This window comes from Ruegeria sp. CJ6, from assembly GCF_056536665.1.
Map to the genome: position 1 here is coordinate 316403 of NZ_JBQFQB010000002.1, position 26497 is coordinate 342899.

Below are 26497 nucleotides of genomic sequence, written 5' to 3' on the forward strand. Positions count from 1 at the left end.
TCTGACCCAAGGGAGAACATCATGAAAATCGAATGGACAAAAGCAAATGTCGGGCGCAGAGGCTTCTTGAAAGGGGCAACTGCGCTTGGGGCGGCATCCGCACTGCCTGCAAGCTGGGCCAATCGCGCCTTCGCCGCTGATGACGGGGTGTTGCGGGTGCGCGCCTACGGTGATGCCCAGAACTTGGACCCCGCACATTCCGTCGGTGTTGTCGAAGAAGAAGTGCATGCCTCGATTTACAACAAGTTGATCCAATACAAGCCCGGCGAGGAATGGGGTTGGCAGCTGGATGCGGCGGCGATGATCGAGCAGGTTGACCCGACCCATATCAAGTTCGCCCTACGCGATGATATCGGTTTCACCAATGGCTTCGGTGCGATGACCGCTGAAGACGTGAAATTCAGCATGGAGCGCATCGTGGACGATGCGACCGAAAGCCCGAACAAGCCCGATTTGGGTCCGTTCAGCCATGTCGAAGTGAGCAGCGAACGCGAAGGTACCATCGTTCTGAACGAGCCGTTTGCTCCGATTTGGTCGATCGCCCTGCCCTACATCACCGGCAACATCGTCTCGAAAGCTGCGGTCGAGGCCGCAGGGGGCCGCATCGGGGCTGATCCGGTCGCTGAATCCGGCCCTTATCTGCGGGACAGCTGGTCACCCAAAGAAAAAACCGTGCTTAAGCGCAACCCGGATTGGAAGGGTGACGCACCAACATGGGACACAATCGAAATCCTGCCGATCGACGACGAAAACACCGCCGAGATCGCCTTTGAGGCGGGCGAACTGGACATGACTCGGGTTTCGCTGGGATCGGTCGAACGCTATCGGGCCGGTGTTCCGAATGGCGGATCTTTGGTCGAGAAACCCTCACTGTTCTATGTCTGGTTGGGCATGAATCTGGATCACCCCAAGCTTCAGAACCCAAAACTGCGTCAGGCGATTCAACATGCAGTCGACGTACCAAGCATCCTAGAGGCGGCCTATTTTGGAGCCGCTGAACCCTCGACAGGCATCATCGCACCTGGCCTTGCGGGCCACCGCCCGCAATCTCTGGTCCCTCCGGCGGCAAACTTCGAGAAAGCGGCGCAATTGCTGGCGGAATCTGGCGAGACCAATGTGACGCTTACGCTGGACACGCTGAACAAGACCACTTTCACCACGACGGCTCAGATCATTCAGGCAACTCTGGCGCAGATCGGGATCACGGTCGAAGTCAACGTACTGGAATCCGGTGCATTCTGGGCAAGCGGAGACAACGAGAACCTGCAACTGGTTCTGAACCGCTTCTCGATGACCCCCGATCCATATTATGCGACGGCCTGGTTCACCACCGAACAGGTCGGCATCTGGAACTGGGAGCGGTTCAGCAACGCTGAATTTGACGAAATTCACAACTCGGCATTCAAGGAAGCGGATGTGGCCAAACGCGCTGAGATGTATCAGCGGGCGCAGGATCTGATGGAAGAAAGTGGTGCCTACCGCTTTATCACCCACGAGGCGACACCGGTGATTCATTCGGCGCGTGTCACCCCCGCGCTAAGACCCGACGGTCTGGCACTGCTGCGGTACTTCGGCAAGGCGACCTGACCTCCCCAAGGTCGGCTATGTCCGGCGGGGTTTGACGCCCGCCGGACAAAACAGCTCGCCACCCATCCACAAGGAGCCAGCTTTTCATGTTGAAGTTTGCAACCCGCCGCTTCGGGCTAGCGCTGCTTATCCTGTTCGTGGCGGTTACCGTCATGTTCCTGATGATCCGCGCCGTCCCCGGGGACCCGGTCCAGATCATGTTGGGGCCACGCGCAACACCTGAGCTTCAGGCCCAGCTCACCGCTGCGTTGGCGCTGGATCAACCAATCTGGAAACAGCTGGTCATATTCTATGGAAACCTGGTCCGTGGCGATCTGGGAATCGACGTATTCTCGGGCCGGTCCGTGACAGATATCGTGTTTCAGCAGCTACCCTACACTCTGGAACTGATCTTTGCGTCGATCCTGTGGTCCGCCACTTTGGGAATTGCGCTTGGGGCATATGCTGCCGCCCATCCGAACACTCTGATCGATCGCATTGCGGCGGCGATTTCGGTCAGTTTTGTTGCAGCACCCGCCTTTGTCGTAGCACTTCTGTCGCTATTGGTCTTTGCCGTGCATCTTCAGTGGTTTCCAGCCATCGGCGCGGGCGAAGGCTTCTGGGGCCGCATTGATCACCTCGTCTTGCCCGCCTTTGCCATCGGGCTAAGCTGGGTGGGCTACATCGCGCGGTTGGTGCGCGCCTCGATGTTGGAAGTCTTAGGCGAAAACCACGTTCGGACCGCACGTGCCTTCGGTATCGCAGAGCGCCGCGTGGTGATGGTTTATGCCTTGCGTATCGCCATTCTTCCGGTTGTCACGGTGATCGGTGTCGGCATGGGTTTCCTGCTGAGCTCGGCCGTATTCGCCGAAATAGTGTTCGCGCGCCCGGGTCTGGGGAAGCTGGTGATCGACAGCATAACCACCCGCAATTACCCGATTGTCATGGGCTCGGTTCTGATCTCAACCGGTTTGTTCGTCGTGTCGACCGCACTGGCGGACCTGATCAATGCGTGGCTCGACCCACGCGCTAGACAAGCGCATTGAGGAAAGCCGAAATGGAAAAATCTCGTTCTGAACTTGGTCAGATCATTGTCGGCGTCGCCCGCGACCCTCTGGGTCTGATTGGTTTGGTCATTGTCGGCACCATCGTCTTCTGTGCGATTTTCGCCTATTGGATTGTGCCCTATGATCCCGTGGCCATGGATATCAAAGCCCGGTTGCAAGGCCCGTCTGCCGAGCACCTTCTGGGTACGGACCAACTTGGCCGCGATACGTTTTCCCGCGTGATTGCCGGCGGTCAGGTTGCGTTGAAAGTCGCCTTGCCTGCGGTCTTTGGTGCGATGGTAATTGGCCTAACCTTGGGAATGATTGCGGGGTATGGGCCAAAATGGCTCGACAACCTGTTGATGTTGTTCTTTGACACCATCCGATCCTTCCCAACCGTGATGTTCGCGCTGGCCGTTGTGGCCCTGGTCGGTCCCAGTTTGCAAACGGTTGTGTTCGTGGTGATGGCGACTTCGATCCCAACCTATGGCCGTGTGGCGCGAACGCAGACCCTGACGTTGCGCAATTCCGAGTTCATTCTGGCCGAGCGGTCGATGGGGGCCAGCATGGCCCGCATCTTGGGTGTGCACATGCTACCAAATATCGTGGGGGTTTTGGCCGTCCTGGCTGCTATGGACATCCCGACGGTAATCGCGCTTGAGGCGGGGCTGTCCTTTCTCGGGCTTGGCGTGAAGCCCCCAACCCCCAGTTGGGGCGCACTTCTGAAGGACGGGTATTCCCTGATCCGACAGACACCTTGGCTGGTGGTGGGCGGCGGTCTGCCGATCATTCTGGCAACCCTGGGCTTTACGTTTTTAGGGGAATCCCTGCGCGACGTGGTTGATCCCAAACTGAGGAAACAGCGATGACCGAAACTCTTCTGGAAATCGAGAACCTCAGCGTCGATTATGAAACGGCACGCGGAGATCTCAAGGCATTGCGGGATATCACCTTTGACATCCGCAAAGGTGAAATCGTGGGCATTGTCGGTGAGTCTGGTTGCGGAAAATCAACCTTGATCTCGTCGATCCTGCGGCTGACCGCACCGAACACGCGGTTCCGGCAAGGCGAAATACGCTTTAAGGGGCAGGATCTGTTGCAAGTGCCTGAACGCAGGATGCGTGATCTGCGCGGGGCCGATATCTCGATCATCTTTCAGGACCCGATGCAGACCCACAATCCGGTTCTGACCATTGGCCAGCAGATGGTCGATATTCAGCACCGGTCCAAGGCTAGTAAGCAGGAAAAACTGGCCAATGCGGCAAAGATGCTGGGGGCTGTCGGTATCCCGGACCCAGAGGCGCGGTTAAAGCAGTTCCCGCATGAGTTCTCGGGCGGGATGCGGCAGCGGATCGCGATTGCCATGGCGTTGATGTCGAAACCCGACCTGCTGATCGCGGATGAGCCGACCACCGCGCTGGACGCGACGCTTGAGGTGCAGATCATCGAACGCCTGCAAGAGCTGCAGCGCGAGTTCGATTGCGCCATCCTATTTATCTCGCACCATCTGGGTGTGATCGCGGAACTGTGCGACCGAGTGGTTGTGATGTACGCAGGCGCCGTCGTCGAAAGCGGTGAAGTGCGCGAGATTTTTCACAATCCCAAGCACCCTTACACACGCCGTCTAATCGACTGTGACCCGGGCCATATCAAGGAACGCGCACGGGTCCTGCCAACCATTCCGGGCGAAGTACCCGATCTGGCCAACCTGCCCGGTGGATGTATCTTCCGCGACCGCTGCGACCAGGCGATGCCGCGCTGTGCAATGGACGTTCCCCCCTTGGATCTTCTGAAAGAAGGGCATCACGCCGCCTGCTGGCTGAACCATGAGGAGGCCGTGACATGAGCCTGCTGAATGTCCAAGACCTGCAAACCAGCTATGGCCCGGTCAACGTGCTGGCGGGCGTCAGCTTTGAGGTCGAAGCTGGCGAAACCTATGCGCTTGTCGGCGAAAGCGGTTCGGGCAAGACAACTGTCATCCGTGCGATTGCGGGCCTGGCCCCGGCGCAGGCCGGTTCGGTCGTGTTTGACACGCAAGAGATACGAGGCGCGCCGGAACGGGTAATGCGTCCGCTGCGCAAGGACATGGCGATGATGTTTCAGGACCCTGTGGGCAGCTTGTCACCACGCCTGACAATTCGAAGCCTGATCACGGAACCCTATCGCATTCAGGGCATGAAAGATCGCGATCTGGATGCCGAAGCCAAGCGTCTGCTGGAAATGGTGAACCTGCCGGTGCATTTCGCGGACCGCTACCCCTATCAATTGTCCGGTGGCCAGGCACGACGGGTTGGTGTTGCCCGCGCTTTGGCGCTGGAGCCGAAACTGATCCTGGCGGATGAACCAACGGCAGGGTTGGATGTTTCGGTACAGGGTGAGCTGCTGAACCTGCTCAACGACCTGCGGGAACGCCTGGGCCTGGCGATGGTGATCATCACCCACAACCTGAACGTGGTGCGCCACGTGGCAGACCGCATGGGCATTATGTATCTGGGTCGACTGGTCGAGGAAGGCACAACCGAGGCGATCTTCGACGATCCGCGCCACCCCTATACCCGCTGCCTGCTCAGCGCCAACCCCGAGCCGGACCCCGATGCGCGCCTTGAACGGATCGCGCTCAAAGGTGAGCCGCCCAGCCTCTTGCAACGCCCGTCGGGTTGTGAGTTCCGCGAAAGATGCCCGTTTGCCAAAGACATCTGCACACAGACACCGCAATGGGAGATTGCGGCGGGCCACGGGCTGCGCTGTCTCGCACCCTTGTCGGGTGCGCCTGCTCCGGGTCACTAAAGGATGAGGGAAACACTCTATTTCGGCGGTCCCATCCTGACGATGGACGCCGACAATTCCCGACCCGAGGCGGTGTTGGTGCGGGACGATGTCATCATTGCGGTGGGGGACGAAGCAACGCTGCGGCGGCAGATGTCATCCGATGCGGGTATATATGACCTAGCTGGCCAGACCCTGATCCCAGCCTTCATCGACTCGCACGGCCACTTCCCAGATCCCGGCTTCATCCAGCTGTTTCGGGTTGATCTTGCATCACCTCCGCGCGGCGTGTGTATGGATATGGCGCAAGCTTTGGAAAAGCTGCGCTGCCGGGCCGAAGAGACGCCCGAGGGCGATTGGGTGATGGGCGTTTTGTTCGACAACACCGCCATTTCAGAAGGCCGCATGCCTACCCGGGCCGAACTGGATGATGTCTCAACGGCGCATCCAATCTGGGTTCTGCATGCTTCGGGTCACAACGGCGCGGCCAATTCGATGGCGCTGAAGCTGCATGGCGTCAATCGCGACACCCCGGACCCGGCCGGAGGGCGTTATGGCCGCGACCCCGATACCGGCGCCCTGACGGGGCTGGTCGAAGGGCTGTCGGCCATGGGCGAAATGGGCGATACTGATTTTCTGATCGGCCGGGACAGGTTCTGGCAAGGGTTCAACGCCTGCCGTGATGAGTATTTGTCCCACGGAGTAACTTATGCACAGAACGCTTGGGCATCGCAGGTTATGCTCGACCACTTTGCCAGCCTTCGTGCCGATCAGGATCCCGGCATTGATTTGGAATTATTGCCAATTGCCGATCTGGAACCGGCTCTGAGCCAGGGCTGGATCGACGATAACTGGCCCGGCAACCCACATTTTACGCTGGGTGCGCGCAAGCTGTTTACCGATGGCGCATTCCAATTGCAGACTGCCTATCTGTCTGCGCCCTACTACAAGTCGCTGGACCCCGATCACCCCTGTGGCATGATCTATGCCACGCAGGTCGACATGGATTCCGAGGTTCTCCGCCTACACGCTATGGGGTTTCAGATCCACTGCCATTGCAACGGGGATGCCGGGGCCGAGATGTTCATCGATGCGGTGGACAAGGCCTTGTCAGCGCATCCGCGAGACGATCACCGCCATACAATCATCCACGGCCAGGTTCTGCGCGACGATCAACTGGACCGCATGGCGCGGCTTGGAATAACTGTCAGCTTCTTTTCAGCACATGTGCATTTCTGGGGAGACCGACATCACGATACCTTCCTCGGCCCGGAACGCGCTGAACGGATTTCGCCAGCCGCAACTGCGGAACGATACGGTGTACGCTATACGATCCACAATGACGCGTCGGTTACGCCAACGCGGCCAATCCATCTGGCGCATTGCGCGGTGAATCGACTGACTGCATCCGGCCGGCAACTGGGTGAAAAGGAAAGAGTCAGCGTACTGTCTGCGCTCCGGGCACAAACTATCGATGCGGCGTGGCAAGTGTTTAAAGAAGATGAGCGCGGTTCGATTGAGCCCGGAAAACTGGCAGATTTCGCCATCCTTTCTCGCAATCCCCTAGATGATCCTGAACGGCTGCTCGACACATCAATTGTTGCAACCATCCGGCGAGGACAGATTGTGTTTGGCGCCACCAAATCCAGAAAAGAACTGGAATTTTAGAATGACAGCCAAACGCATTGCCATTGCCGGATTTCAACACGAAACCAACTGCTTCGGAGCGACCAAAGCGGGTCTGCCCGAGTTCGAGATGGCAGATTCCTGGCCCGAAATGTTGCATGGCGCGCGTGTCATCGCAGACACCAAAGGCATGAACCTACCCATCGCCGGGTTTTCTTCCGCCGCGAACCAGGCAGGTTTCGAGCTTTTCCCAATCCTGTGGTGTGCGGCAGAACCTAGCGCTCATGTCACGGATCACGCGTTCGAGAAGATATGTACTATGATCTTGGATGGCCTTCGCGGCGCGGGACCGCTGGACGGAGTGTATCTCGACCTGCACGGTGCCATGGTGACTGAAAGCCTTGCCGATGGTGAGGGAGAGCTGTTGCGCCGAGTACGTGATCTGGTAGGGCGGGATGTTCCGGTCGTGGCGAGCCTGGACCTGCATGCCAATATCTCTGACCAGATGATCTCGCAGGCGGACTATCTGGCAATTTTCCGCACGTACCCGCACCTCGATATGGGCGAAACCGGTGCGCGATGCGTACCGGTTCTGCAAAGGCTACTGGCAGGAGAGAAGCTGCACAAAGCCTTCCGGCAGGTGCCCTATCTGATCCCATTACATGCGCAATACACCTGGGCCGCACCGTTTGATGAGATTTATCAGTTGCCCACCCGGTTCGAACAGGCCCATGTCTATGCAGAAATCGCACTGGGTTTTACAGCGGCAGACTATCCCGATACTGGTCCGTCCTGCGTTGCCTACGCGACCAGTGCCGCGCAAGCGACCGCCGCAGTAGATCAAATTGTCGACCTTTTTCTGGCCCGAGAACCCGATGTGGACTGCTCGATGTTGTCGTTGGACGAAGCCGTTCTGGCCTGTCGTTCGCATCGCGACAAACCGCTCGTGTTAGCGGATGTACAGGACAACGCAGGCGCAGGCGGCACATCCGATACCACCGGACTTCTGGCCGCTTTGATCGAGGGGGAAGCGCAGGAGGTTTTGATGGGTCTCTTCCACGACGCCGAAAGCGCAGAGAAAGCGCATCGTGCAGGCCAAGGCGCAAAACTGAACCTTGCCATCGGCGGAAAATCAGGTCTGCCCGGGCACCACCCCGTTGAGGCAAAGTTCGAAGTTCTGGCCATCGGAGATGGCATCTGCCGATACTCAGGTGAGATGTACGGAGGCGGCATCGCGACGCTTGGCAAAACGGCCGCTCTGAGGATGATAGAGTCTGGCGCGAAGATAGACTTGGTCGTCACCAGTGTGCGCAACCAATGCCTAGACCGCGCTCATTTCACCCATATCGGCCTGAATCCCACATCCTATTCAGTGATCTGTGTCAAAAGCACCACACATTTCCGGGCGGATTTCCAACCCATCGCAAGCGACGTGAAAGCCGTTGCCGCTCCAGGCACCTTTCTCTGCGATCTGGACCAGATCCCCTACTACAACATCGCAGGCAAACGCCGCATCGAAACACGTGGACCCAAAACCAGAACCCATTGATTTCCCACCCGCATCGCAGCTCGCAATCGACATAGCAGGCGCAGAAACTGCATTGATATCCCGCTTGTAAACTAAGAGATTGGAAACTTCTCGCTTCACGTTTTGACAATGCTGCGTCATCATTCGCTTCAAACCTACAGAAGATAGGGCTTAAACCGCTTCTGTTCGGCAGAAACCCAAGCCCATTACGACCAAGCTTTGATAGAGCAACCCTGCGGCAAATCCCGACCCAGCGAACGGACCTTGCTAGCGCGATTCACGGTTCGAAATCGAGCGGTGAAGATGTCTGACTTATATTGGTTGGCTGGCGCACATATAGCGCGTCTTGAGCCCTTATTCCCCAAATCACACGCCAGTCAACTACGCGAGACCCACGGAGTTACAGACCCAGATTGTGATGATGTGCTAAAACCCGCTTTTTATCGGAATAGTGAACGAAACCGCAACGCTGGGAAATACCATCAGACCGGATACCTCCGCTCAAACAATCTGGTCTGAGATCCGGCCTGTTCGGCGTTGGATGTAGACGGCAAGTGTAGCTATCGATAGACAACTTCCACAGGGTCAAACCGAAAACGAGGGCCCGAGGCAACCCAGGCAACAGGAAGAAACTATGAAGCGCTGTGCAATTGTACAATTTGAACCGCGCCATGAAGAAGTCATCCCCAGCTTGGTGGCCGCCTGTAATGCCAACGGGTACCGACCACGAATCTTTCTGCATCGCCGGATCTTAAAGCTGCGCGGAGATATCATGGCCTTGGTCCCGGGATTGGAATTTGATGTTGAGTATGTGCCGTTGAGCACGCCGGATTACCGGGCTGCGGATGCACCAAAACATATCAAGTCTACTATGGCTGCAATTGAAGCGGCCGAACATGACTTCGTCCTCATGGCCTCTTTGAGTCGTCCAAAAGCGGCAAGCTGGGCGCGTGGAGTGAAGAAGCCATTGATCTTGGTCCTGCATAATCTGGATCAGTTCAGCCAGATGGCACCCCTGCGCGAGACGCTTCAGATGCCAAATGCGCGCTACATCAGCCTGAGTGCACATGTCACGGCTGAATGGATCAGCCGGGTGGGCAAAGCCCATATGGACAGGATCGCGACGTTGGAGCCGTTTTATTGGATCGATGATCCGGAACCAAAATTGGGCCAGCCGCGTCAGGTCGTGATCCCCGGCAACGTTAACATGCGGACACGTGATTACCCTGGCTTGCTGGATCTTCTTGGCAATCGACCGGACGCCTTTCAGAATTTGCATTTCATCCTGCCGTCAGGAGGCGGAGATCGCGCCAAGGTTGAAAGTGAGATCCAGGACCGAAAGCTTGACGCCCGCTTTACGTGCGTGCCTTTGGACAACAGCGGGCAGGTCGGGCATGCCGCGTATTTTGACGCACTGGCGGGCGCTCAGGTGATACATCCGCTCATGCCATTTGACTATGAACAATATCAACGGATCAAGATCACATCTGCCCTGTCCTCTTCGGGTGGATTCTGTGTGCCGATCGTCATGGACCGCTGGTCAGAGGCCTGTTACCGACCACCAATGCTGATTGCTGACAATGGGTTAGAGGCAAGCCTGACCCGCATTTCAGAGGCGAGTGATGCAGAACTCAGCGATCTGCAGGCAGCGCTGAAGTCTTACCGCCGATCTGCACTTTCAAACGGAGCTGTCGGGCTAAGACGGCTAATTGAACAATAAGTGCATCTATTCGGTTCACTCTCAGCCTTTTAGATCCACCTACCACCGAGTTGGAAATCACCCAAGTTGGCAACATGATGCCACGCCGTACTTTTTTCGTTCCTACGCGAAATTCGCAGTTCAGAACATCTGCAAAACCGTTATTCTCAATGAGCACCACATGACATGCGGTCTGGCGGATGACCAGACTGAAGCGTCGGATCAAAGGAATAGAATGACACGAAAGCTAGCGATCCTGACGGTCAAAGATGAAGGCGCGTTCCTGTTGGAATGGCTCGCCCATCATCAGATGGTTGGTTTCACTGATTTTCTGATCTTCTCGAATGATTGCGCGGATGGCACCGATCTGATGTTGCACCGACTCGAAGAGATGGGGCAAATCACTCATGTCAGCCATGAGGCCAAGCCCGATAAGAGCGTACAGTGGCAGGCTATGAAACAAGCCGCCAAACATCCTCTATTGAAAGAAGCAGACTGGATACTGGCGCTCGATATTGATGAGTTTGTAAATATCCATATTGGCGACGGCTCATTAAACGCGCTCATCCATAGCCTCCCCGAGGCGGATGCGATCACGCTCACCTGGCGGCTATTCGGAAATGCAGGGATCGTTTATTTTGAAGATGCGCCGGTGACCCAACAGTTCACTTCGTGCGCCCCCAAACCCATCCTTTGGCCGTGGCGCGCCTCGATGTTCAAAACGCTTTATCGCAACAACGGGATTTACCGTAAACCAGGCATTCATCGGCCAATTTCGCCTGATCAGACCCGCGTGGATGAGGCGCGCTGGTATGATGGATCAGGCCGTTTGCTTGGTGGCGATCATCGCCGCCAGCGGGTATTTTCCAACTATACGCAAGATACGACCATGAGGGTTCAGCTTAACCATTATGCTTTGGGCGCGATGGACTCCTTTCTGCTCAAACGTGCGCGTGGACGTGGGGTGCATTTCAAAGAGAAAATCGGCATGGATTATTGGGTCGATTACAACTTTAACAGCGATCAGGACGTCTCTATTTCCCGCTACCAATTGGCACGGGCTGCTCGGGTTACCGAGCTAAAATCAGATGCCACACTGAAGAAGCTACATGACAAGGCCTGCGAATGGCGGCACAAGCGATTTAAGGAACTTTTGGAGTCAGAACCTGAACGCGCGTTTTTTGCTCGCCTGATGATGGCTGGCCAAACCACACCTCTGACGGAGCATAAGGCCCGTCAGCTTATTTCAGTTGCCATGCGCGCGAACCAGAAAGCCGCCGCAGAGTCCGAGTAGGAGCCTTCCTTCGTGCCGCAATCATCAAAAACCCATCCTGAATATCTGTCTACTCGTGCAGGCCGTACGCGGCGGATATTTCAGGTCGGTTTCAACAAGTGCGGCACAAGGTCGATTTCCGCCTTTCTAGATAACAACGGCATTCCGACGGTTCACTTCAAGCGTGGCAATCTGGCCCGCGCGCTCGCTAACAATCTTAAGTATGGCTATGCGCCGCTCAATGGCATCGACCGTTGGGTCGGCTACACCGACATGCAGATGGTGAGCGGCTCGCGCGTGATTGAAGGTTGCCGTTATTTTCGTCAACTCGCGGCATATTATCCCAATTCCTATTTCATATTGAACACTCGAGACAAAGACAGGTGGATCGCAAGTCGCCGAAACCATGGCAATGGGTTTTATGCCGAGCGTTATCGTAAGGGTATGAATTTCGAGTCGGTTGATCAGGTAATTGATCATTGGTCAGAAGAATGGGACCGGCATCATCAGGAGGTGCCCGAATTTTTTAAGGACCAACCGGATAAATTATTGATATATAATATAGAAACAGACAGCCCTGACCAGATGTCCGAGTTCCTTGCGCCTGATTTTGAGACTGATCCGACTTTCTTCGGCCATGAGGGTAAAACGTCCGGAGGCAATGACGCCGACGATGCGGTTTCTCCGAATTGAGATGTCATGGCCTGCTTATTTAAGCAGCATAAGAAATCGAGTGTGGGCGAGAACGAAAGGTTCGGTCGCCAACTCTCTGACGAATGAATGCGACTTAAAACTTGCCCAGCTTAGTTGGCTAACGGAGTGACAAGACTGAACAGGCAGGCTGCGCCGCCGCGCATCTTTTGATTGCGTTGTTTCCAATTGTGTCGGCGATGCTCTTCCCGTTGGCAATTTCTTGGAAAGGCCGTTGATTTCGACCATTCGGGCACTGAATTTCGTGACTGTTGGCTTACTCTTGGCGCTGCGAGAGCACAAAATCCAGACCAATATCGAGGCAGTGTGCGCTGTGGGTTATCCAGCCCATAGAAATCAAATCAACACCGGTGTTTGCAACAGCGCGCACATTATCTGGGGTTATCCCGCCTGAAGCTTCGGCAATGGCTTGACCATCAATCATGCGTATAGCTTCGTTTAAGGTTTTTGGATCCATGTTATCCAGAAGCACCGCATCAACACCGATTTTCAGTACTTCGGCCAACTGCTCCAGCGTGTCGACCTCGATCTCGATCTTGACCATATGACCGACTGTCTCTTTGGCCCGCGTCAAGGCCGGGCGGACACCCCCGGCTATGGCGATGTGGTTGTCCTTGATCAGCACCGCGTCACTTAGGGAGTAGCGATGGTTCATGCCGCCGCCTGATCGCACAGCGTATTTCTCTAACGCCCGCAAACCGGGCGTTGTTTTTCGGGTACAGACGATGGCAGCACGCGTGCCTTCGACGCGGCGAACCATATCGGCAGTCACACTTGCAATACCCGATAGATGACCCAAGAAGTTGAGCGCCGTACGTTCAGCAATCAGCAGACTGCGCGACGGCCCTTTGAAAGTGGCGATCACTGTGCCGGGCGCGACTGTCCCACCATCCTCGACATGGCGGATTACTTTGATCGACGGATCTATCAGCTCACAAGCCAATTCAGCACAATCCAGACCGGAAATACATCCGGATTGACGCGCGCAAGCCACAACTTCGGAAACATGATCCGAAGGAATAACAGCCGAAGAGGTGACATCTCCGGCGAGGCCCAAATCTTCATCAAGTGCGCGGCGGATCACCGGCTCCAGCATCGTTCGGGGCAACGGGGCTAGGGGCATGATAGTCATTTCTCAAGCAGTCCTCAAAAAGGGTTCCTGACTGGTCAAACTCGCATGAGCAAGTACTTCGGTCAGAGTCATCAAAAGAGATTGCGCGTTCGCCTCAGGATTAGGGAAGTCACTTCGGTAATGTCCGCCCCGCGATTCTCGGCGCAGATCGGCAAAGACCGCGATCGAAAGCGCGACTAGTGCCGGGTCAGAAGCGCAGGCAGCGGTTTCGACCAACGGCAACAACTTTGAAATGGCAAAACGTAGGCCCGTCTGGTCACGGATCACACCCAGATATTTTGAAACCAAAGGCCGGACAAAGCTTGGATCAGAATTAGGCAGCACGTCCACCGCAGGAGCAAGTGAGAGATTTCGCAATTCACTCGTGGCAACATCATTTGCGGCACGGCGTCCCATCACCACCGCCTCCAGCAGTGAATTGCTAGCAAGGCGATTGGCACCATGCAGGCCAGTCGCCGCGCATTCACCTATGGCCCAAAGGCCTGACAAAGTGCTTCTTCCATACTCATCAACGGCGATACCGCCCATGTGGTAATGCGCAGCCGGAAGTATCGGTATGGGATCGCGCGCCGGATCAATTCCGCTTGCTGCGCACAATGCATGGATGCCAGGGAACCGCTGGACAAATTCGGCACCAAGCGCGGCACGAGCATCAAGAAACACTCGCCCACCTTCCAATATGACCTGATGCACGGCACGAGCCACCACGTCGCGCGGGGCCAGTTCAGCCCCCGGAATATGCGACATGAAGCGCTTGCCGGTTTGGTCGATCAGAATTGCGCCCTCGCCCCGGACGGCTTCACTGACCAATGCCAGAGGTGTCTGCTTGGCATCCAGCGCTGTGGGATGAAACTGGACAAATTCCATATCGCGCAAGGCTGCCCCGGCGCGGGCGGCCATCATGACACCCTGGCCGAAATTACCTGAAGGGTTGGTGCTGGCATCAAACAGACCGCTGCAACCGCCTGTCGCAATAACGACCTGAGATGTGCGCAATACCTCTGCTTGGGCATCTTTTTGCAGATGAACGCCTGTGACGTGTCCGTCTAGCGTTAACACCCGTCGGGCTTCGACTCCGGTCAAGCAAGTGATCGACTGGCATTGCAACACGGCACTCGCAAGGGCCGATGTGATTTCGGCTCCGGTACGGTCGCCGCCTGCATGCAGTATGCGGCGGCGGGAATGCGCGGCCTCGCGCCCCAAGGCATATGTGCCGTCGGCGGTTCTATCGAAACGAACGCCATGTTTCTCTAAACCAGTGATCGCCTTTTGCGCTTCGCAGAGAATGGCCGACGCCAGGGTTTCGTCGCACAGCCCGTCGCCCGCCCGCAAAGTATCGGCCAAGTGTTGCGCAGGATCACCATCCGCGCCTAGTTCGGCGGCAATCCCTCCTTGAGCCCAAGCGCTGGAACATTCCTGGCCCAGCCCTGCACGGGTGATTAGTACTACGGGTTGTGGAGCCAGTTCCAGCGCAGCCGTCAGCCCGGCGATGCCGCCACCGATGATGGCAGTTCGACCATGAAGCCCTTCGAGCCCGATCATTTCACTGCCAGCATCCGTTCCACCGCGCGGCGCGCATCTTCTGCGATGGCCGGATCGACGGTGACCTCGTGATGGCCAAGTTCCAATGCGTTGCGAATGTTGCGCAGACTAATGCGCTTCATATGTGGACACAGGTTACAGGGGCGCACGAATTCCACCTCAGGATGGTTCAGCGCCACGTTGTCGCTCATCGAGCATTCGGTCAACAGGCAAACCCGCGTCGGTTTTTTGTCGCTGACGAAATCCGACATGACTGCGGTAGAGCCAGAAAAATCTGCTTCGGCAACCACTTCGGGCGGGCACTCAGGATGGGCCAGGACCGTAACACCCGGCCACGCTTCGCGCATTTCACGTATATCGGCTGGAGTAAACAGTTCGTGCACCTCGCAATGTCCATGCCATGCGATCAATTCGACATCGGTCTCTTTAGCGACGTTCTTGGCGAGATACTCGTCCGGGATCATCAACACGCGCGACACCCCGAGGGATTCCACCACCTTTACTGCGTTGCCCGACGTGCAGCAGATATCCGATGCCGCCTTCACCGCTGCCGAAGTGTTTACATATGTGATCACTGGAACGCCGGGATGGGCTTCACGCAGAAGCGCAATATCCTCGGGTGTGATGGAATCCGCCAGTGAACACCCCGCGCCCAAATCTGGGATCAGCACCGTCTTTTCCGGGTTCAGCAGCTTGGCAGTTTCCGCCATAAAATGTACACCAGCCAACACAATGACATCGGCATCAACCTCGACAGCTTCGCGCGCAAGCGCAAGGCTGTCGCCCACGATATCGGCAACTCCGTGGAAGATCTCCGGCGTTTGGTAATTGTGGGCGAGGATGACCGCATTCCTCTCACGCTTGAGATCAAGGATGGCTTCCAGATCATCTTCAAACAGCATCCATTCGGGTTGCGGGATGATCTGCTTTACCCGGTCGTAGAGGTCTGGAAGGCGAAAATCTTTCATTGGCTTCTCCATTTATACTCGCATCGAGTATATTGGAGCCATGCTTATTCTCGATTCGAGATTATGTCAAGCGAGGTTCAGGACCGGGAGAGAGGTAATCTGACGCCCGACAGCATGCGAGCCTCTAGAATGGCCGGCCGATATCGGAACAGGCGTGCCGGACGACCACCGGTGCCGCTGGACATTTCGCCGGTATCTTCAATCAATTCCTGCTGATCAATCTGGCGGCGAAAATTGGGTTTGTGCAGGTGTAGACCAGACAGCGCTTCGACTGTGCGCTGTAACTGCAGCAAGGTGAAGCTTTCGGGCATGAGCTCGAACACAACCGGAGAGTATTTTATCTTGGCCCGCAAGCGAGATATGCCGGTGGCGAGAATGCGACGGTTGTCCGCTTCCATGTGACGACCGAATTCAGGAGTGTCAACAAGCCCTGCTTCGTACATAAGCTCATAACGTTGCAAAACCAGCTCTTCGTTCCAGGTCTTCCCATTCAGACCAAACAGATAGTCCACACGCTGCAGTTTTAGCGGATCACTTCCTGCCCAAGCTGAGATACGTTTGATAATTTGCGGTAGCTCTTCTGGGCTGCGATCACGATGATCCTCCCATGGGAAGTATTGATACCAGCTACGCCATGCCGGACGTCCAGCACCAGTAGTATCCTGCTCCCGCACCAGACCGAGATAGCTGATCGAGATACGCTGAGAGTTGTCGGCATAACCCGAGCGTGGATCGCGATCCTTGTCTGCAAAGGTGTAAAGCTGTTCAAGATATCCCACCGGATGGCCGGTCTGCGCCTCAATCCAGGCCCGCAAGCCGCTTTGCAAGCTGCGGTGTGAAGATTCGAACGGTCCCGAAGGTAGCGCGTTACCGCCACGCAAGGTCATGACACGCGGCTGATCATCAGTCACGGCGATTAGGATTGCGATCAGTTCGGCAGGGGCTAGTCCACTTGGCAAGGAATTTCCTGTTTGTAGAATGTCGCGAAGCGTTGGTTAGAATGTGCGTTCTAACCCAAATTTAGTACCTTGGCTTGAAGAAAAATACAGTGTGACGGGTGCTTCTTCAGAGAACAAGCATTTCTGGCCCAGTTAATCGTCCCACTGTTCTAACATCAGGTTACTACTTTCGGTCCAATGAACCTGAAATACAGTTTCGTCTCACGACTTGAGAAGTGTCGCAAGATATGGGTTCGGGCTGACCAAACAGCCCGTTGAGGTATTCGTTTCGCTAAGGTAGTTCTCAGAACGGTCTTACGTATGATCTTTTTGAAGGCTGCCGTTTCCGCAAAGACATTAATGATTACACTAAATACTTCGATTTGCGACACACAGTGTCTTATCGAAATTTGGAAGCGATCATAGCATATCGCAGCTAAGGTCTGACCACTTCACATTCGACAGTTGGGTTGTGAAGCTTCCTCCAGTTCGAAGATACCCATCCGACCCGCGGCGCTAAGCAGCCAGTTCTTTGAATCGTTGTACGGGACGGGGTCCAGGAGTGAATTGAAATCTACGGATCGGGACCTCTAGGTAGTTTGATATCTTGGCTGATGTTCACAAATTGCAAGTTTCAGAACATCCCAGTTTGATTTTTGCGTCATGCGCTTTGGCTTTCTTAGGCTGAAGATTCTGATCCCGCATTGACACCACGGATGAAAGAGTCCGCGCACGGCGGTAACAATCCAGCAGTCGTTCGGGCGGGGCATTCTGCTGCTCCGATACCAGCACTACTGGTCGAAAACTTCTCCCGGTCCAATAGTCAGAAAGAGAGAGGCCCAGGGCAGCAAAACCCTGAGCCAGCTTTCAATCGGACGGTCCCGTTTCAGCCGCCACTCGAGTTTGCTAACCCGGGCTGGGCAAAATCATTGGCGGGTGGTGTCAAATCCTGCGCACCGGTGCCGGGCATCAACTCGAAACCCAAATCGAATTGATCCAGGGCCGAAGCCAGTTGCGCTACGATCTCGGCGTTGCCCTCAGACTGCGCGGTGCCATCAGCGAGCATCTCGGTCAATCTGCGCTCACCGGTCATGACCTTTTCCAGGTCCGTGCGGCTCAGACTGATCGAAAGATCGGCGTCTTCCGCCACCTGATCGACGATATGAGTCAGAGTGGCATTGCTCATCTCGACAACGATGTTCTCGTCCCGGTCGGGGATCGACAGGTTGATGGTGAACTCCATATCGGCGGCTTTGGCGCTATTGACACGAATGGCCAGAAAGTCGAGCCACATCGTGGTCTGCATGGACTTGATCGTATCGGGACCGGTGGTCTCGATAGTAGCGCCCTGAGGAATACCATTGCGCAGTTCGAACGCCGCGCCAAGGAACGAGTTGCGGACCGAAGGGCTTTCCTTCTGATACCCGATCTGCTCGAACGCGTCGGCCAACAGGTCCTTGGCGGCCTGGTTCTGTGGCTCGGCGTAGACCAGTTTGTTTAGAATCTCGGTCGCTTCAAGATATTTACCGGTGTCCACCAATTCCTGCCCTTTCGACAGGATCGGTTCGGCGCCGCCCATCATCTCGACAAACAGCGGCGCGCTGTCTTCTGGCGACAGGGGTGTCAGCGTGGTGGGGTTGGCATCCCAGTAGCCCAGATAACGGTTTATCACCGCCCGGCTGTTATGCTCGACCGAGCCATGATAGCTGCGCGCGGCCCATTGCTGCTGCAGGCTTTCCGGCACGTCATAGACGTTGTGAATCTGATTAATGGTCACGCCCTTGTTGGCCAGATTCAGTACCCCGTTGTTAAGATTGGCGTAAGTGTCACGCTGCGCACGCATCACTTCCTGAATGCGCTCATTTCCGTAACGGGGCCAAGAGTGAGAGGCGAACATCAACTCGGCATCCTGCCCAAACTTGTACAGCGCGTCATTGACATGCTTGGACCAGCTCAGCGCATCGCGCACCAGTGCGCCACGCAAGGTATAGATGTTGTGAATTGTGCCAGTGATGTTTTCCGCCGCCCAGAATGCCTTGAGGTCGGGGAAATAGGTATTCATCTCAGCAGGTGCTTCAGTACCCGGTGTATTCTGGAAGATCATACGCACGCCGTCTACGATGATCTCTTCATACGCGTCCGAGACATAGCGGGTCGGTTCGATCAGGCCCGTGGTGCCAGCCGAGATGTTTTTGCCGATGGACTGATCCACATGGCCGAACGGGCTGCGTGGCAGCAATACGCCGTATTGGAAAAACAGACGGCGGTTCATCACGTTGCCCGCATAGACGTTTTCGGAAACCGCATGTTCCATGAAACCTTCGGGCGCGATCACCTCCACGCCGTTTGCCACGTCCTCATCGGTGATCACCCCGCGCACACCGCCATAATGGTCGGCGTGGGAATGCGAATAGACAACCGCCTTGACAGGAAGTTCGCCCACGGTGTCGTTCAGCAGCTTCAGCGCTGCGGCGGCAGTTTCCTTGGAGGCCAGCGGGTCAAAGATGATCCAGCCGGTATCGCCACGAATAAAAGTGATGTTGGACAAATCGAAGCCACGCACCTGATAGATGCTGTCGTCGAGAATCTCGTATAGGCCGAAATTCATGTTCAGGATCGCCTGACGCTGCAACGACGGGTGGATCGAGTCGAACTCTTTGCCCTCGAGCAGATAGTCATAGCTGCCGATGTCCCAGGCGACGGTGCCATCCTCGGTTTTGATCTGGCGGTATTCTGGAACCGCAATTAGCCCCTTGCGGCTTTCTTCAAAGTCACGCTCGTCATCGAACGGCAGGTTATTGCGTTGGGTTTGCTGGAATTCGATCGTGTAATCCGAGGGCAACTTGCCCTTCGGGTCAAAGTGCTGAGGACTATCATCCTGCGCGACGGCAAGACCTGAGGTCAGCGTCAAAAGGGTGACGGTCAAGAGTAAGGTGGTTCGGCGTGGCATATATAATCGGTTCCTATCATGAACGCTTCAAAAGAGATCGCAGCGCAGGAGGTCTGACGGGACGAACCACGAGGTTGAAATTCGTCCCGCCGGTGCATTGACCTCCAGAAGTGCCGAGATGCGCGATCTTTTGGAAGCCGGGTGCCTGCCTGTACGACCAGCAGTGCGGCCCTCTTATCCGCAGAATTTTTCCCGAGAAGTGCAAACATGTTGCCACCTGTCAAAAAACACATGTATCAACGAGGCCAACATAATGGTTTTCCTCGGTTTTCCCGAGGCAGAGGGATATTGAAGTGGATACTACCGAGCGCGAAATTCGGGTACAGATGCAACGTATCCTGGATCATCCGGATTTCACCGCCAGCCCCAAACGCCGCGCATTTCTGAACTATATCATCGAGGAATATCTGGCCGGTCGTTCAGATCAGATCAAAGGCGTGTCGATTGCCATGTCCGTCTTTGACCGCGACGAAAGCTTCGACCAGCAGGTCGATCCGATTGTCCGACTTGAGGCGCGGCGACTACGGCAGGAGATTGACACCTACTATGCCGGGCCCGGTCGGGGCGATCCGATACGTCTCACCATACCCAAAGGAGGATACGCGCCGCGGTTCGCAAAATCTTCACTGCCCGGCCCTGTTCCGGCACCTGCTGACGCCCGGCCAAATGCCGGGTTCAGCGGACGACGACGCGCTGGGATTGGACTGGCTGTCGCCTTTGGCCTGGCATTGTTTGGGCTAATCTGGGGATTGACCCGTTCAGGGACGCCAGAGGAACAGGCAAATCACAGCTTGCCCAAGGGGCCCGTCGTGGCTGTACTGCCCTTTGAAACTCTGGGAGATGGCCCCGAGTACCTCGCCGATGGTCTTACCCGGCAGTTGACGACCGAGTTGATCCGGTTCCGGGACATCTGGGTCTTGCCCCTTGGCAGCACACTGCATTCTGGTGAAACCGAGATTGATACGGCGAGCTTGCGTACAGAATTCAACGCCGATTTCGCGCTGGAAGGCAATGTGATGGACAGGGGCGACACCTTGCGCCTGTCCGCACGCCTCATTGATCTGAAAGACCGAAGATATATCTGGTCGCAAAGCTACGAGGTCAGCAATACCTCCAAGGAGATCTATGCGGTACAGGACAGCATTATCCGAGATGTAATGGGTAAACTGGCCGGGAAATACGGGCTACTGACGCTTGGCGCGATGCGAGATGCCGATAGAATTCCACCCAACAATCGCGATGCTTATGACTGTGTGCTTGGTTATTACAGCTATCAGGTAACCATCAATCTGGATCGCCATGCCGAAATCAAATCCTGTATCCTGAGCGCGCTCGAGAGGGCTCCGGATTATGCCGAGGCCTGGGCGGTGCTGTCGAACTTGTATCTGCAACAGATACGTTTTGGGCTGGGCGGAAATCGCGAACAGATTCTGGCCGCAGCCGATGCCGCAGCACGCCGGGCGGTCGAGATCGACCCAAATCTGGCGGCGGGACATCTGATGATGGCCAATATGCGGTTCGTGCTCGGTGATTTTGCCGGGTTCCGCGAGGCCGGGCAACGGGCGATCGACCTGAATCCGAATGACACCGACATTCTGGCCCATTACGGGATGCGTCTGGCGTTCAGTGGCGAATGGGACAAAGGACTTGCTATTGTAGACCGGGCAATCGCTCTGAACCCTGTGCATCCTCAGTGGTATCTGTTTCCGCGGGTTTTTTACGAGTTCGACCGGGGCGACTATGAAGCGGCGCTGGCACAATTGGAACAAATCGATATGCCAGGTTTCTTCTGGACCCATCTATGGCAGGCCGCGCTACACAGCAAACTGGGAAATGGGGAACAGGCCCAGGCGGCCCTACGCAGCTTGTTGGTTCTACGCCCAGATTTTTCATCTGTTGCATCGGATATACTTGCCATTTGGCAACTTGACGCCACATTTAAGGAGAACCTGTTGGCCAGCCTCCAGAAGGCTGGTTTGTCAGATTCTTGACCGGCTTATCCAGTTTCCGCACACTTATTCATCGGTGGGTTTCACAGTTATCTGGAATCGCATCACCCTTGTACGCAGCAATAAGTAAACCACGTCAGATGGCTGACTTTATATCATCAGATCGTCGTTCGATTTTCTAGCTTTCACGCAAGCGGGCCAACGGTCGCTGCCAGTCCATGTCTGGAATGGTTTGTCAGAGTTGGCGTTTTTTTTGGGACGGCCTTTTACGTAGTTTCGGCATTGCAAAACACTTTGCTCATCGGTGCTAAACATGCGGAAGTTGATCACCTGTAGCCTGAAAGAAGCGCGCTTCTGGGTGGGATATGTCAATTAGATGCGCCAACATGCAAGGCAATCGAAACGCGTCTTTGGAAGATCTGCGCGACACTGTTCACCCACCCAATCAGGCCGGTTTCTTTAACTGTTACAACTGAAACGTTTATTCGGCATTAGAGCACTCCTTCTCTGGTCAAAATTTACCCCAAATTACGAACTCTGTTCGGACCCTTTTCTGAGTCACGGCCAAGGCCCCGTTCGATAAACCACTGAGTAATCTGCAGCCATTACTAGCCCACCACACCGTGACCACGCACCTGCATGCAGTTCACAAGCACATGACGCCGCGCCATTTCGTCATTGTACTGGCCGCGCACAGATCCGACTATGCCACCTGCGATCGCACCTCCGATGACATCTTCCTTCTCGCCAACAACCCAACCAGTAACCGCGCCATCAATAGCGCCGAACGTAGCATCCATTTTACGCTGCCCAGGATTGAAACTCGCGGCCATCAATCGGCATTCAGCCTCATCTGTGTAGAAGGTCGCATTCCTGGTTCCGTCAACCATCAGTGGCTTCTGCATCGGGTACTGAGTGCATGCGGTAAGACTGATGAGAGCAACAAAAATGAACTTTTTCATCGCAGCTTTCCTTTCGGGAATCGAAGTAATTGCTTGGCGTACGAGCTAAACTTGCCTGCCTAGGCAAATCTCATTTAGGAAGTTTACGATTGTCGAAAAATAGCCCAGCCATTTTACGCAGCGTAAAATTGCATTTGTTTCGCTGGCTCGGTCGCAAACTTCTCTGGCGCATGAATGCAGCGCCTTTCTTGCGCAGCTAAGTTGGCTAAATAGGCAACTAGATTAGCGCGAAAAAACCATCGGCCGAGCATGCCGAAGGCGTGACGGCACGCAGCCGCGTAGGGCTGCGGTACAAGGAAGTCGGCGGCCCGAAAGTCCTTTTTCAATTTTTATAGGGTCTTCTATTCAGCCGCGTAACGCTCCATGTCGGCAAGGCGCGTATATCCGTCCCGCGTCTGTGGTGTTTTAATGCCTAGAATATTTCCGGCGATTTGGGTCCGGAGAATCTGTGCGGTCCCGCCGCCGATAGTGAACATGCGCACATCGCGATACATCCGCTCCAGAGGTTCACGATCGCTGTAGCCGCGCGCGCCGAACATCTGCAGCGCTTCGCTGACCACCTTAATAGCCATCTCGGACGCAAAAAGCTTGGCGCGGGCGGCCATGGTCATATCGGGATACTGACTGCCGTTTGGGCCACGCGATCGTGCCGCTTCATGGAGCAGCAGCCTAGCTGCATGAACTTGCGTGTCCATATCGGCCAGCATCCATTGAAGCCCCTGGAATTCTGCAAGCGGGCGCCCGAACTGTTCACGTTGAACGAGGTAGCGTTTTGCATGTTCAAGTGCCCCTGCCGCAACACCCATAGCAACTGCTCCCGCACCGACGCGTTGCGAATTGTAAGCGTTCATCAGGTCGGCAAAGCCACGCTTCAATCCTGAAGGCGGTTTGACCAGCCATTTCTCGTTGATCTCGACATTTTCGAACCGCAATTCTGCTTCGGGCATACCGCAAAGGCCCATCGTGTATTCGCGACCCACCACGGTGAACCCCTTGGGCGTATCTCCTGACATCGGGTCGGCAAACAGAATGAAACCGCCAATCCCCTGATCGACGCCTGCCTCATCGAGCACGCGGGCAAAGATCAGGTACAGCTTCGAGACCCCTCCACCAGTGATCCAATGCTTGGACCCGTTGAGGATGTATGTGCGACCCTGTTTCCGCGCGGTAGTCTGCATATCGGTCGCGGCACTTCCCGAGTCAGGTTCGGTTATGCAGATCGCAGGCTTGTCTCCTGCCAGGACATGCTGAGCACAGAAAGCCTTCTGCTCGTCATTGCCGTACCCCATGACCGCACTGATGCCGCCCATGTTGCCCTCGACAACGATGCGGGCGGTCAGGGTGCAGGTTTTTGCGATCTCTTCCACCACCATGGTGACATCCAGAAAACTCGCGCCCTGCCCACCATATTTCTTGGGAATGGTCATACCCATGATGCCAGCATCGGCCAATTCGCCAACATTCTGCCAGCAATACCTGCGCGATCTGTCCCAATCTGCGGCACGTTTCTCAAATTCTGGGGCCAGTTCTTTCGCAACGTTCACAAGCGGATGCGGCATGCGTGTCCCTCGTCTCTGTTTTTTAACAGAATACGCTTGCAGTAATACAACACAATCGAATAAAATTGGATATCTAATCCAGTATACTTTAACTTATGCAGACACGTTCTCTCAGAACCCTCATACGGGTCTCGAATGTCGGCTCCTTTGCGAAAGCGGCCGAGCAGCAAAACATGACATTGTCTGCACTTTCAATGCAGATGAAGGCGCTTGAGGCGGAGCTTGGCGTCGACCTCTTTGACCGCACCGTACGACCACCGCGACTTACGCCAATCGGCCGGAGCGTCGTCGAGGCAACGATCCCGCTCCTGCAGCACGAAGACAGCCTTCTCAAAATCTGTCGCCCGACGGACACGCTTGTCGGGCATTTCCGAATAGGATTTGTCACAACTGCTGCCGTTCGCTTGCTGCCGAACTTCCTGAACAACGCAAAACGTCAAACACCGCAAGCGACCTTCTCATTCGAAACCGGCCTGTCCAAGGTTCTACAAGAAAAGGTTGTAAGCGGTCAGCTTGATGCCGCCCTTCTTACCGATGCAGAAGGTGTTCCCGACACGCTTGCGGAAAAGGTGCTTCGAGAGGAACCCTTTGCCTTTGCAGCCCATAAGAAATTGCTGAAAGACGGCCTCGCGGGTTTATTGAATGCGCAGCCCTTCTTTCACTTTATGCCCGACACCGGGATCGGAAAACTCATTGCTGGAGAGATGCTTAAGCACAAAAGACCAAAGGGTTCCGAAACCATTGTCCTTGATAACCTTGAAGCGATTATGGAATGTGTTTCGGCAGGCCTGGGATTTACGCTTCTGCCTGTCCCCGATGTTTTGCGGTATCGGTCTGACGACGTCAAAAGTATTTGTCTCCCACAATCGTCGGCTCGGAAACTTGTTCTTGCGACCGTGCGCAAGGGCGCGCTGGCTGGAAGTGAGGCGATGCTTGCCGCGCTATTCTCGACAGGCGAGGCCGTCGCTGCGGGCGAATAAGAAACACCTTTCCTGCACTCGCGGCTTCGGCTTGATCGACTAAGGTCTTGAAACCCTCTTTTGGGTTCACGCAAGAACGACCGGAACCGGCCTTGGATAAACCGTTTAGATGCTGCGATGCAGCCTGTCTAACTAGCCACTCGCTACGGGAGCGATGGCCGCATTCACGGGAACTCAAAAATCGCGGAACAGTTCAGGCTATTGCAATTGTAAAAGGCGTGTCCGCCTCGTGCATTTCTCCAAACTGGCGCCGTGATGTCTTAAGGCGCGCTTGACCAATATTGGGATCATGTTTCCCAAGGTGGATTTGAGCCAATCTCTGTGATCAGAAAATCCATGAATACCCGAACTTTGGGAGATAATACGTTGGACTTGGGATAGATAAGCCATAGAACATTGTCTTCCGTAGCCTCAAAGTCTGGCAGAATTTGCATCAACCGGCCCGATTTCAGGTGATCATACACGCTCCATAGTGCGTTTAGGGATATTCCGGCGCCGGCCAGAGTGGCGCAGACCTGACTTTGGCCGTCGTCGATGATCAATTGACCCTTGGCCATCGCTGGATCAAATGTGGCTTTCTCACCTGCCTTTCCCGTTAGCGTGCGCAATTGGCGATTTTGGAAAGCGATCAGGTGGTGGCTTTTCAGATCGGCAGGTGTTTTGGGTGTGCCGTATGTGTCAAGATAGTGCGGCGCGGCGCACAGTATGCGTCGGTCATCAGCCAATTTTCGGCCTTTCAGGCTGGTGTCGACAAGCGGCGCATTTCTTAGTGCAAGGTCGTAACTCCCCTCGATAAGATCAAACTGCACATCCGACAGGCGCAAATCGAGCGTCAGATCGGGGTGCTGTTGAAGAAATTTCGGCAGGATTGGTGCAATGTAGAGCTGAGCAAAGGTGCTGGGTGCAGCGAAGCGCAATGTACCGCGGATGGTCGCTGTTTGTTTGCCCAACGCCGTAAGTGCCGCCTCTTCCTGCGCAATAATCTCTCGGGCGAAGGGCAGGAAATCGGCGCCTTCAACAGACAGCGACACTTTGCGCGTTGTGCGATGTAACAGTTCGGATCCCAGGCTTTGCTCCAACTTGGCAAGCTTTGCGCTCGAGACAGCTGGAGCCATGCCCAAAGCGCGCCCCGCCGCACTGATGTTCAGCCTTTCTGCCGCCGCTACAAACAATCTCAGCGCGTCTGTATCAAGCCCCATTATATCGCAAACCCGAATTATCAATCCATGAATGGGCAGTTTATACGCAAATAGATTAGCGTTAAATCCCCTTCATGGATGCAACTCGGCATGGGAAGGAGAC

At 55.5% G+C, this 26497-nt stretch carries 20 protein-coding genes; 12 read left to right on the forward strand and 8 right to left on the reverse strand.

From position 1 onward, the window contains the following. Positions 1 to 21: 21 nt before the first annotated feature. The 10 genes from ACR0BT_RS07125 (at position 22) to ACR0BT_RS07170 (ending at position 12197) form a co-directional block, all read left to right on the forward strand. The gene (locus ACR0BT_RS07125; RefSeq protein ID WP_170561646.1) at positions 22 to 1587 is read left to right on the forward strand and encodes an ABC transporter substrate-binding protein; all 1566 of its coding nucleotides are present in this window, start codon (positions 22 to 24) and stop codon (positions 1585 to 1587) included. Between the two features lie 86 nt (positions 1588 to 1673). Then, positions 1674 to 2612 (forward strand): ABC transporter permease, encoded by a 939-nt coding sequence (locus ACR0BT_RS07130; RefSeq protein WP_170422950.1) that lies wholly within the window; start codon positions 1674 to 1676, stop codon positions 2610 to 2612. Positions 2613 to 2623: 11 nt separating this feature from the next. Beyond that, a complete protein-coding gene (locus tag ACR0BT_RS07135) occupies positions 2624 to 3481 on the forward strand; it encodes an ABC transporter permease (protein WP_170394253.1) in 858 nt (285 codons plus the stop codon). Continuing rightward, on the forward strand, positions 3478 to 4458 hold the full coding sequence (locus ACR0BT_RS07140; RefSeq protein WP_480762805.1) for an ABC transporter ATP-binding protein: 981 nt from the start codon (positions 3478 to 3480) through the stop codon (positions 4456 to 4458). Before ACR0BT_RS07135 ends, ACR0BT_RS07140 begins: the two co-directional genes overlap by 4 nt. Continuing rightward, positions 4455 to 5399, forward strand: a complete 945-nt coding sequence (locus tag ACR0BT_RS07145; protein WP_170596257.1) for an ABC transporter ATP-binding protein — start codon at positions 4455 to 4457, stop codon at positions 5397 to 5399. Before ACR0BT_RS07140 ends, ACR0BT_RS07145 begins: the two co-directional genes overlap by 4 nt. Positions 5400 to 5402: 3 nt before the next feature. Next, positions 5403 to 7046: an amidohydrolase gene (locus ACR0BT_RS07150; RefSeq protein ID WP_480762806.1), complete on the forward strand. Its 1644-nt coding sequence runs from the start codon at positions 5403 to 5405 to the stop codon at positions 7044 to 7046. Position 7047: 1 nt separating this feature from the next. Next, positions 7048 to 8553 (forward strand): M81 family metallopeptidase, encoded by a 1506-nt coding sequence (locus tag ACR0BT_RS07155; RefSeq protein WP_480762807.1) that lies wholly within the window; start codon positions 7048 to 7050, stop codon positions 8551 to 8553. Positions 8554 to 9304: 751 nt separating this feature from the next. Continuing rightward, complete coding sequence (locus ACR0BT_RS07160) at positions 9305 to 10252, forward strand: hypothetical protein (protein ID WP_480762808.1); 948 nt, start codon at positions 9305 to 9307, stop codon at positions 10250 to 10252. A gap of 214 nt (positions 10253 to 10466) precedes the next feature. Continuing rightward, positions 10467 to 11525 carry a glycosyltransferase family 2 protein gene (locus ACR0BT_RS07165; protein ID WP_480762809.1) on the forward strand — a complete coding sequence of 353 codons (1059 nt, stop codon included), beginning with the start codon at positions 10467 to 10469 and terminating at the stop codon, positions 11523 to 11525. Positions 11526 to 11537: 12 nt separating this feature from the next. Further along, on the forward strand, positions 11538 to 12197 hold the full coding sequence (locus tag ACR0BT_RS07170; protein ID WP_170407560.1) for a sulfotransferase: 660 nt from the start codon (positions 11538 to 11540) through the stop codon (positions 12195 to 12197). A 274-nt stretch (positions 12198 to 12471) separates the two neighbouring features. Here ACR0BT_RS07170 and nadC read toward each other — a convergent pair whose 3' ends face one another. From nadC to ACR0BT_RS07195, 5 genes are all read right to left on the reverse strand, one after another. Then, positions 12472 to 13338, reverse strand: coding sequence for a carboxylating nicotinate-nucleotide diphosphorylase (nadC, locus tag ACR0BT_RS07175; protein ID WP_170635930.1), 867 nt, complete (start codon positions 13336 to 13338; stop codon positions 12472 to 12474). A gap of 12 nt (positions 13339 to 13350) precedes the next feature. Further along, a complete protein-coding gene (locus ACR0BT_RS07180) occupies positions 13351 to 14889 on the reverse strand; it encodes an L-aspartate oxidase (RefSeq protein WP_480762810.1) in 1539 nt (512 codons plus the stop codon). Then, entirely contained in the window at positions 14886 to 15857 is a 972-nt protein-coding gene (gene nadA / locus ACR0BT_RS07185) for a quinolinate synthase NadA (protein ID WP_480591330.1), read from the reverse strand. The genes ACR0BT_RS07180 and nadA overlap by 4 nt, the downstream gene beginning before the upstream one ends. A gap of 77 nt (positions 15858 to 15934) precedes the next feature. Then, positions 15935 to 16816 carry an NUDIX hydrolase gene (locus tag ACR0BT_RS07190; protein WP_170561666.1) on the reverse strand — a complete coding sequence of 294 codons (882 nt, stop codon included), beginning with the start codon at positions 16814 to 16816 and terminating at the stop codon, positions 15935 to 15937. 865 nt (positions 16817 to 17681) lie between these two features. Further along, a complete protein-coding gene (locus tag ACR0BT_RS07195) occupies positions 17682 to 19721 on the reverse strand; it encodes an alkyl/aryl-sulfatase (RefSeq protein ID WP_480762811.1) in 2040 nt (679 codons plus the stop codon). A 317-nt stretch (positions 19722 to 20038) separates the two neighbouring features. On the opposite strand from ACR0BT_RS07195, the gene ACR0BT_RS07200 reads away from it, so the two are divergent. Beyond that, complete coding sequence (locus ACR0BT_RS07200) at positions 20039 to 21736, forward strand: tetratricopeptide repeat protein (RefSeq protein WP_480762812.1); 1698 nt, start codon at positions 20039 to 20041, stop codon at positions 21734 to 21736. Between the two features lie 566 nt (positions 21737 to 22302). On the opposite strand, the gene ACR0BT_RS07205 is transcribed toward ACR0BT_RS07200, so the two are convergent. Together ACR0BT_RS07205 and acdA are read right to left on the reverse strand one after the other, a co-directional pair. Then, positions 22303 to 22656 carry a hypothetical protein gene (locus ACR0BT_RS07205; protein WP_170394225.1) on the reverse strand — a complete coding sequence of 118 codons (354 nt, stop codon included), beginning with the start codon at positions 22654 to 22656 and terminating at the stop codon, positions 22303 to 22305. A 341-nt stretch (positions 22657 to 22997) separates the two neighbouring features. After that, a complete protein-coding gene (gene acdA / locus ACR0BT_RS07210) occupies positions 22998 to 24215 on the reverse strand; it encodes a 3-sulfinopropanoyl-CoA desulfinase (RefSeq protein WP_480762813.1) in 1218 nt (405 codons plus the stop codon). A 95-nt stretch (positions 24216 to 24310) separates the two neighbouring features. On the opposite strand from acdA, the gene ACR0BT_RS07215 reads away from it, so the two are divergent. Continuing rightward, the gene (locus ACR0BT_RS07215; RefSeq protein WP_170596278.1) at positions 24311 to 25195 is read left to right on the forward strand and encodes a LysR family transcriptional regulator; all 885 of its coding nucleotides are present in this window, start codon (positions 24311 to 24313) and stop codon (positions 25193 to 25195) included. A 287-nt stretch (positions 25196 to 25482) separates the two neighbouring features. Here the strand turns inward: ACR0BT_RS07215 and ACR0BT_RS07220 are convergent, their stop codons facing one another. Further along, on the reverse strand, positions 25483 to 26394 hold the full coding sequence (locus tag ACR0BT_RS07220) for a LysR family transcriptional regulator (protein ID WP_480614248.1): 912 nt from the start codon (positions 26392 to 26394) through the stop codon (positions 25483 to 25485). Positions 26395 to 26497 lie beyond the last annotated feature (103 nt).

Excerpts from the sequence above, each read along its gene's own strand:
- ACR0BT_RS07125 (WP_170561646.1), top strand. The coding sequence starts at position 22 with ATGAAAATCGAATGGACAAAAGCAAATGTCGGGCGCAGAGGCTTCTTG.
- ACR0BT_RS07130 (WP_170422950.1), top strand. The coding sequence starts at position 1,674 with ATGTTGAAGTTTGCAACCCGCCGCTTCGGGCTAGCGCTGCTTATCCTG.
- ACR0BT_RS07135 (WP_170394253.1), top strand. The coding sequence starts at position 2,624 with ATGGAAAAATCTCGTTCTGAACTTGGTCAGATCATTGTCGGCGTCGCC.
- ACR0BT_RS07140 (WP_480762805.1), top strand. The coding sequence starts at position 3,478 with ATGACCGAAACTCTTCTGGAAATCGAGAACCTCAGCGTCGATTATGAA.
- ACR0BT_RS07145 (WP_170596257.1), top strand. The coding sequence starts at position 4,455 with ATGAGCCTGCTGAATGTCCAAGACCTGCAAACCAGCTATGGCCCGGTC.
- ACR0BT_RS07150 (WP_480762806.1), top strand. The coding sequence starts at position 5,403 with ATGAGGGAAACACTCTATTTCGGCGGTCCCATCCTGACGATGGACGCC.
- ACR0BT_RS07155 (WP_480762807.1), top strand. The coding sequence starts at position 7,048 with ATGACAGCCAAACGCATTGCCATTGCCGGATTTCAACACGAAACCAAC.
- ACR0BT_RS07160 (WP_480762808.1), top strand. The coding sequence starts at position 9,305 with ATGGCCTTGGTCCCGGGATTGGAATTTGATGTTGAGTATGTGCCGTTG.
- ACR0BT_RS07165 (WP_480762809.1), top strand. The coding sequence starts at position 10,467 with ATGACACGAAAGCTAGCGATCCTGACGGTCAAAGATGAAGGCGCGTTC.
- nadC (WP_170635930.1), bottom strand. The coding sequence starts at position 13,338 with ATGCCCCTAGCCCCGTTGCCCCGAACGATGCTGGAGCCGGTGATCCGC.
- ACR0BT_RS07180 (WP_480762810.1), bottom strand. The coding sequence starts at position 14,889 with ATGATCGGGCTCGAAGGGCTTCATGGTCGAACTGCCATCATCGGTGGC.
- nadA (WP_480591330.1), bottom strand. The coding sequence starts at position 15,857 with ATGAAAGATTTTCGCCTTCCAGACCTCTACGACCGGGTAAAGCAGATC.
- ACR0BT_RS07205 (WP_170394225.1), bottom strand. The coding sequence starts at position 22,656 with ATGAAAAAGTTCATTTTTGTTGCTCTCATCAGTCTTACCGCATGCACT.
- acdA (WP_480762813.1), bottom strand. The coding sequence starts at position 24,215 with ATGCCGCATCCGCTTGTGAACGTTGCGAAAGAACTGGCCCCAGAATTT.
- ACR0BT_RS07215 (WP_170596278.1), top strand. The coding sequence starts at position 24,311 with ATGCAGACACGTTCTCTCAGAACCCTCATACGGGTCTCGAATGTCGGC.
- ACR0BT_RS07220 (WP_480614248.1), bottom strand. The coding sequence starts at position 26,394 with ATGGGGCTTGATACAGACGCGCTGAGATTGTTTGTAGCGGCGGCAGAA.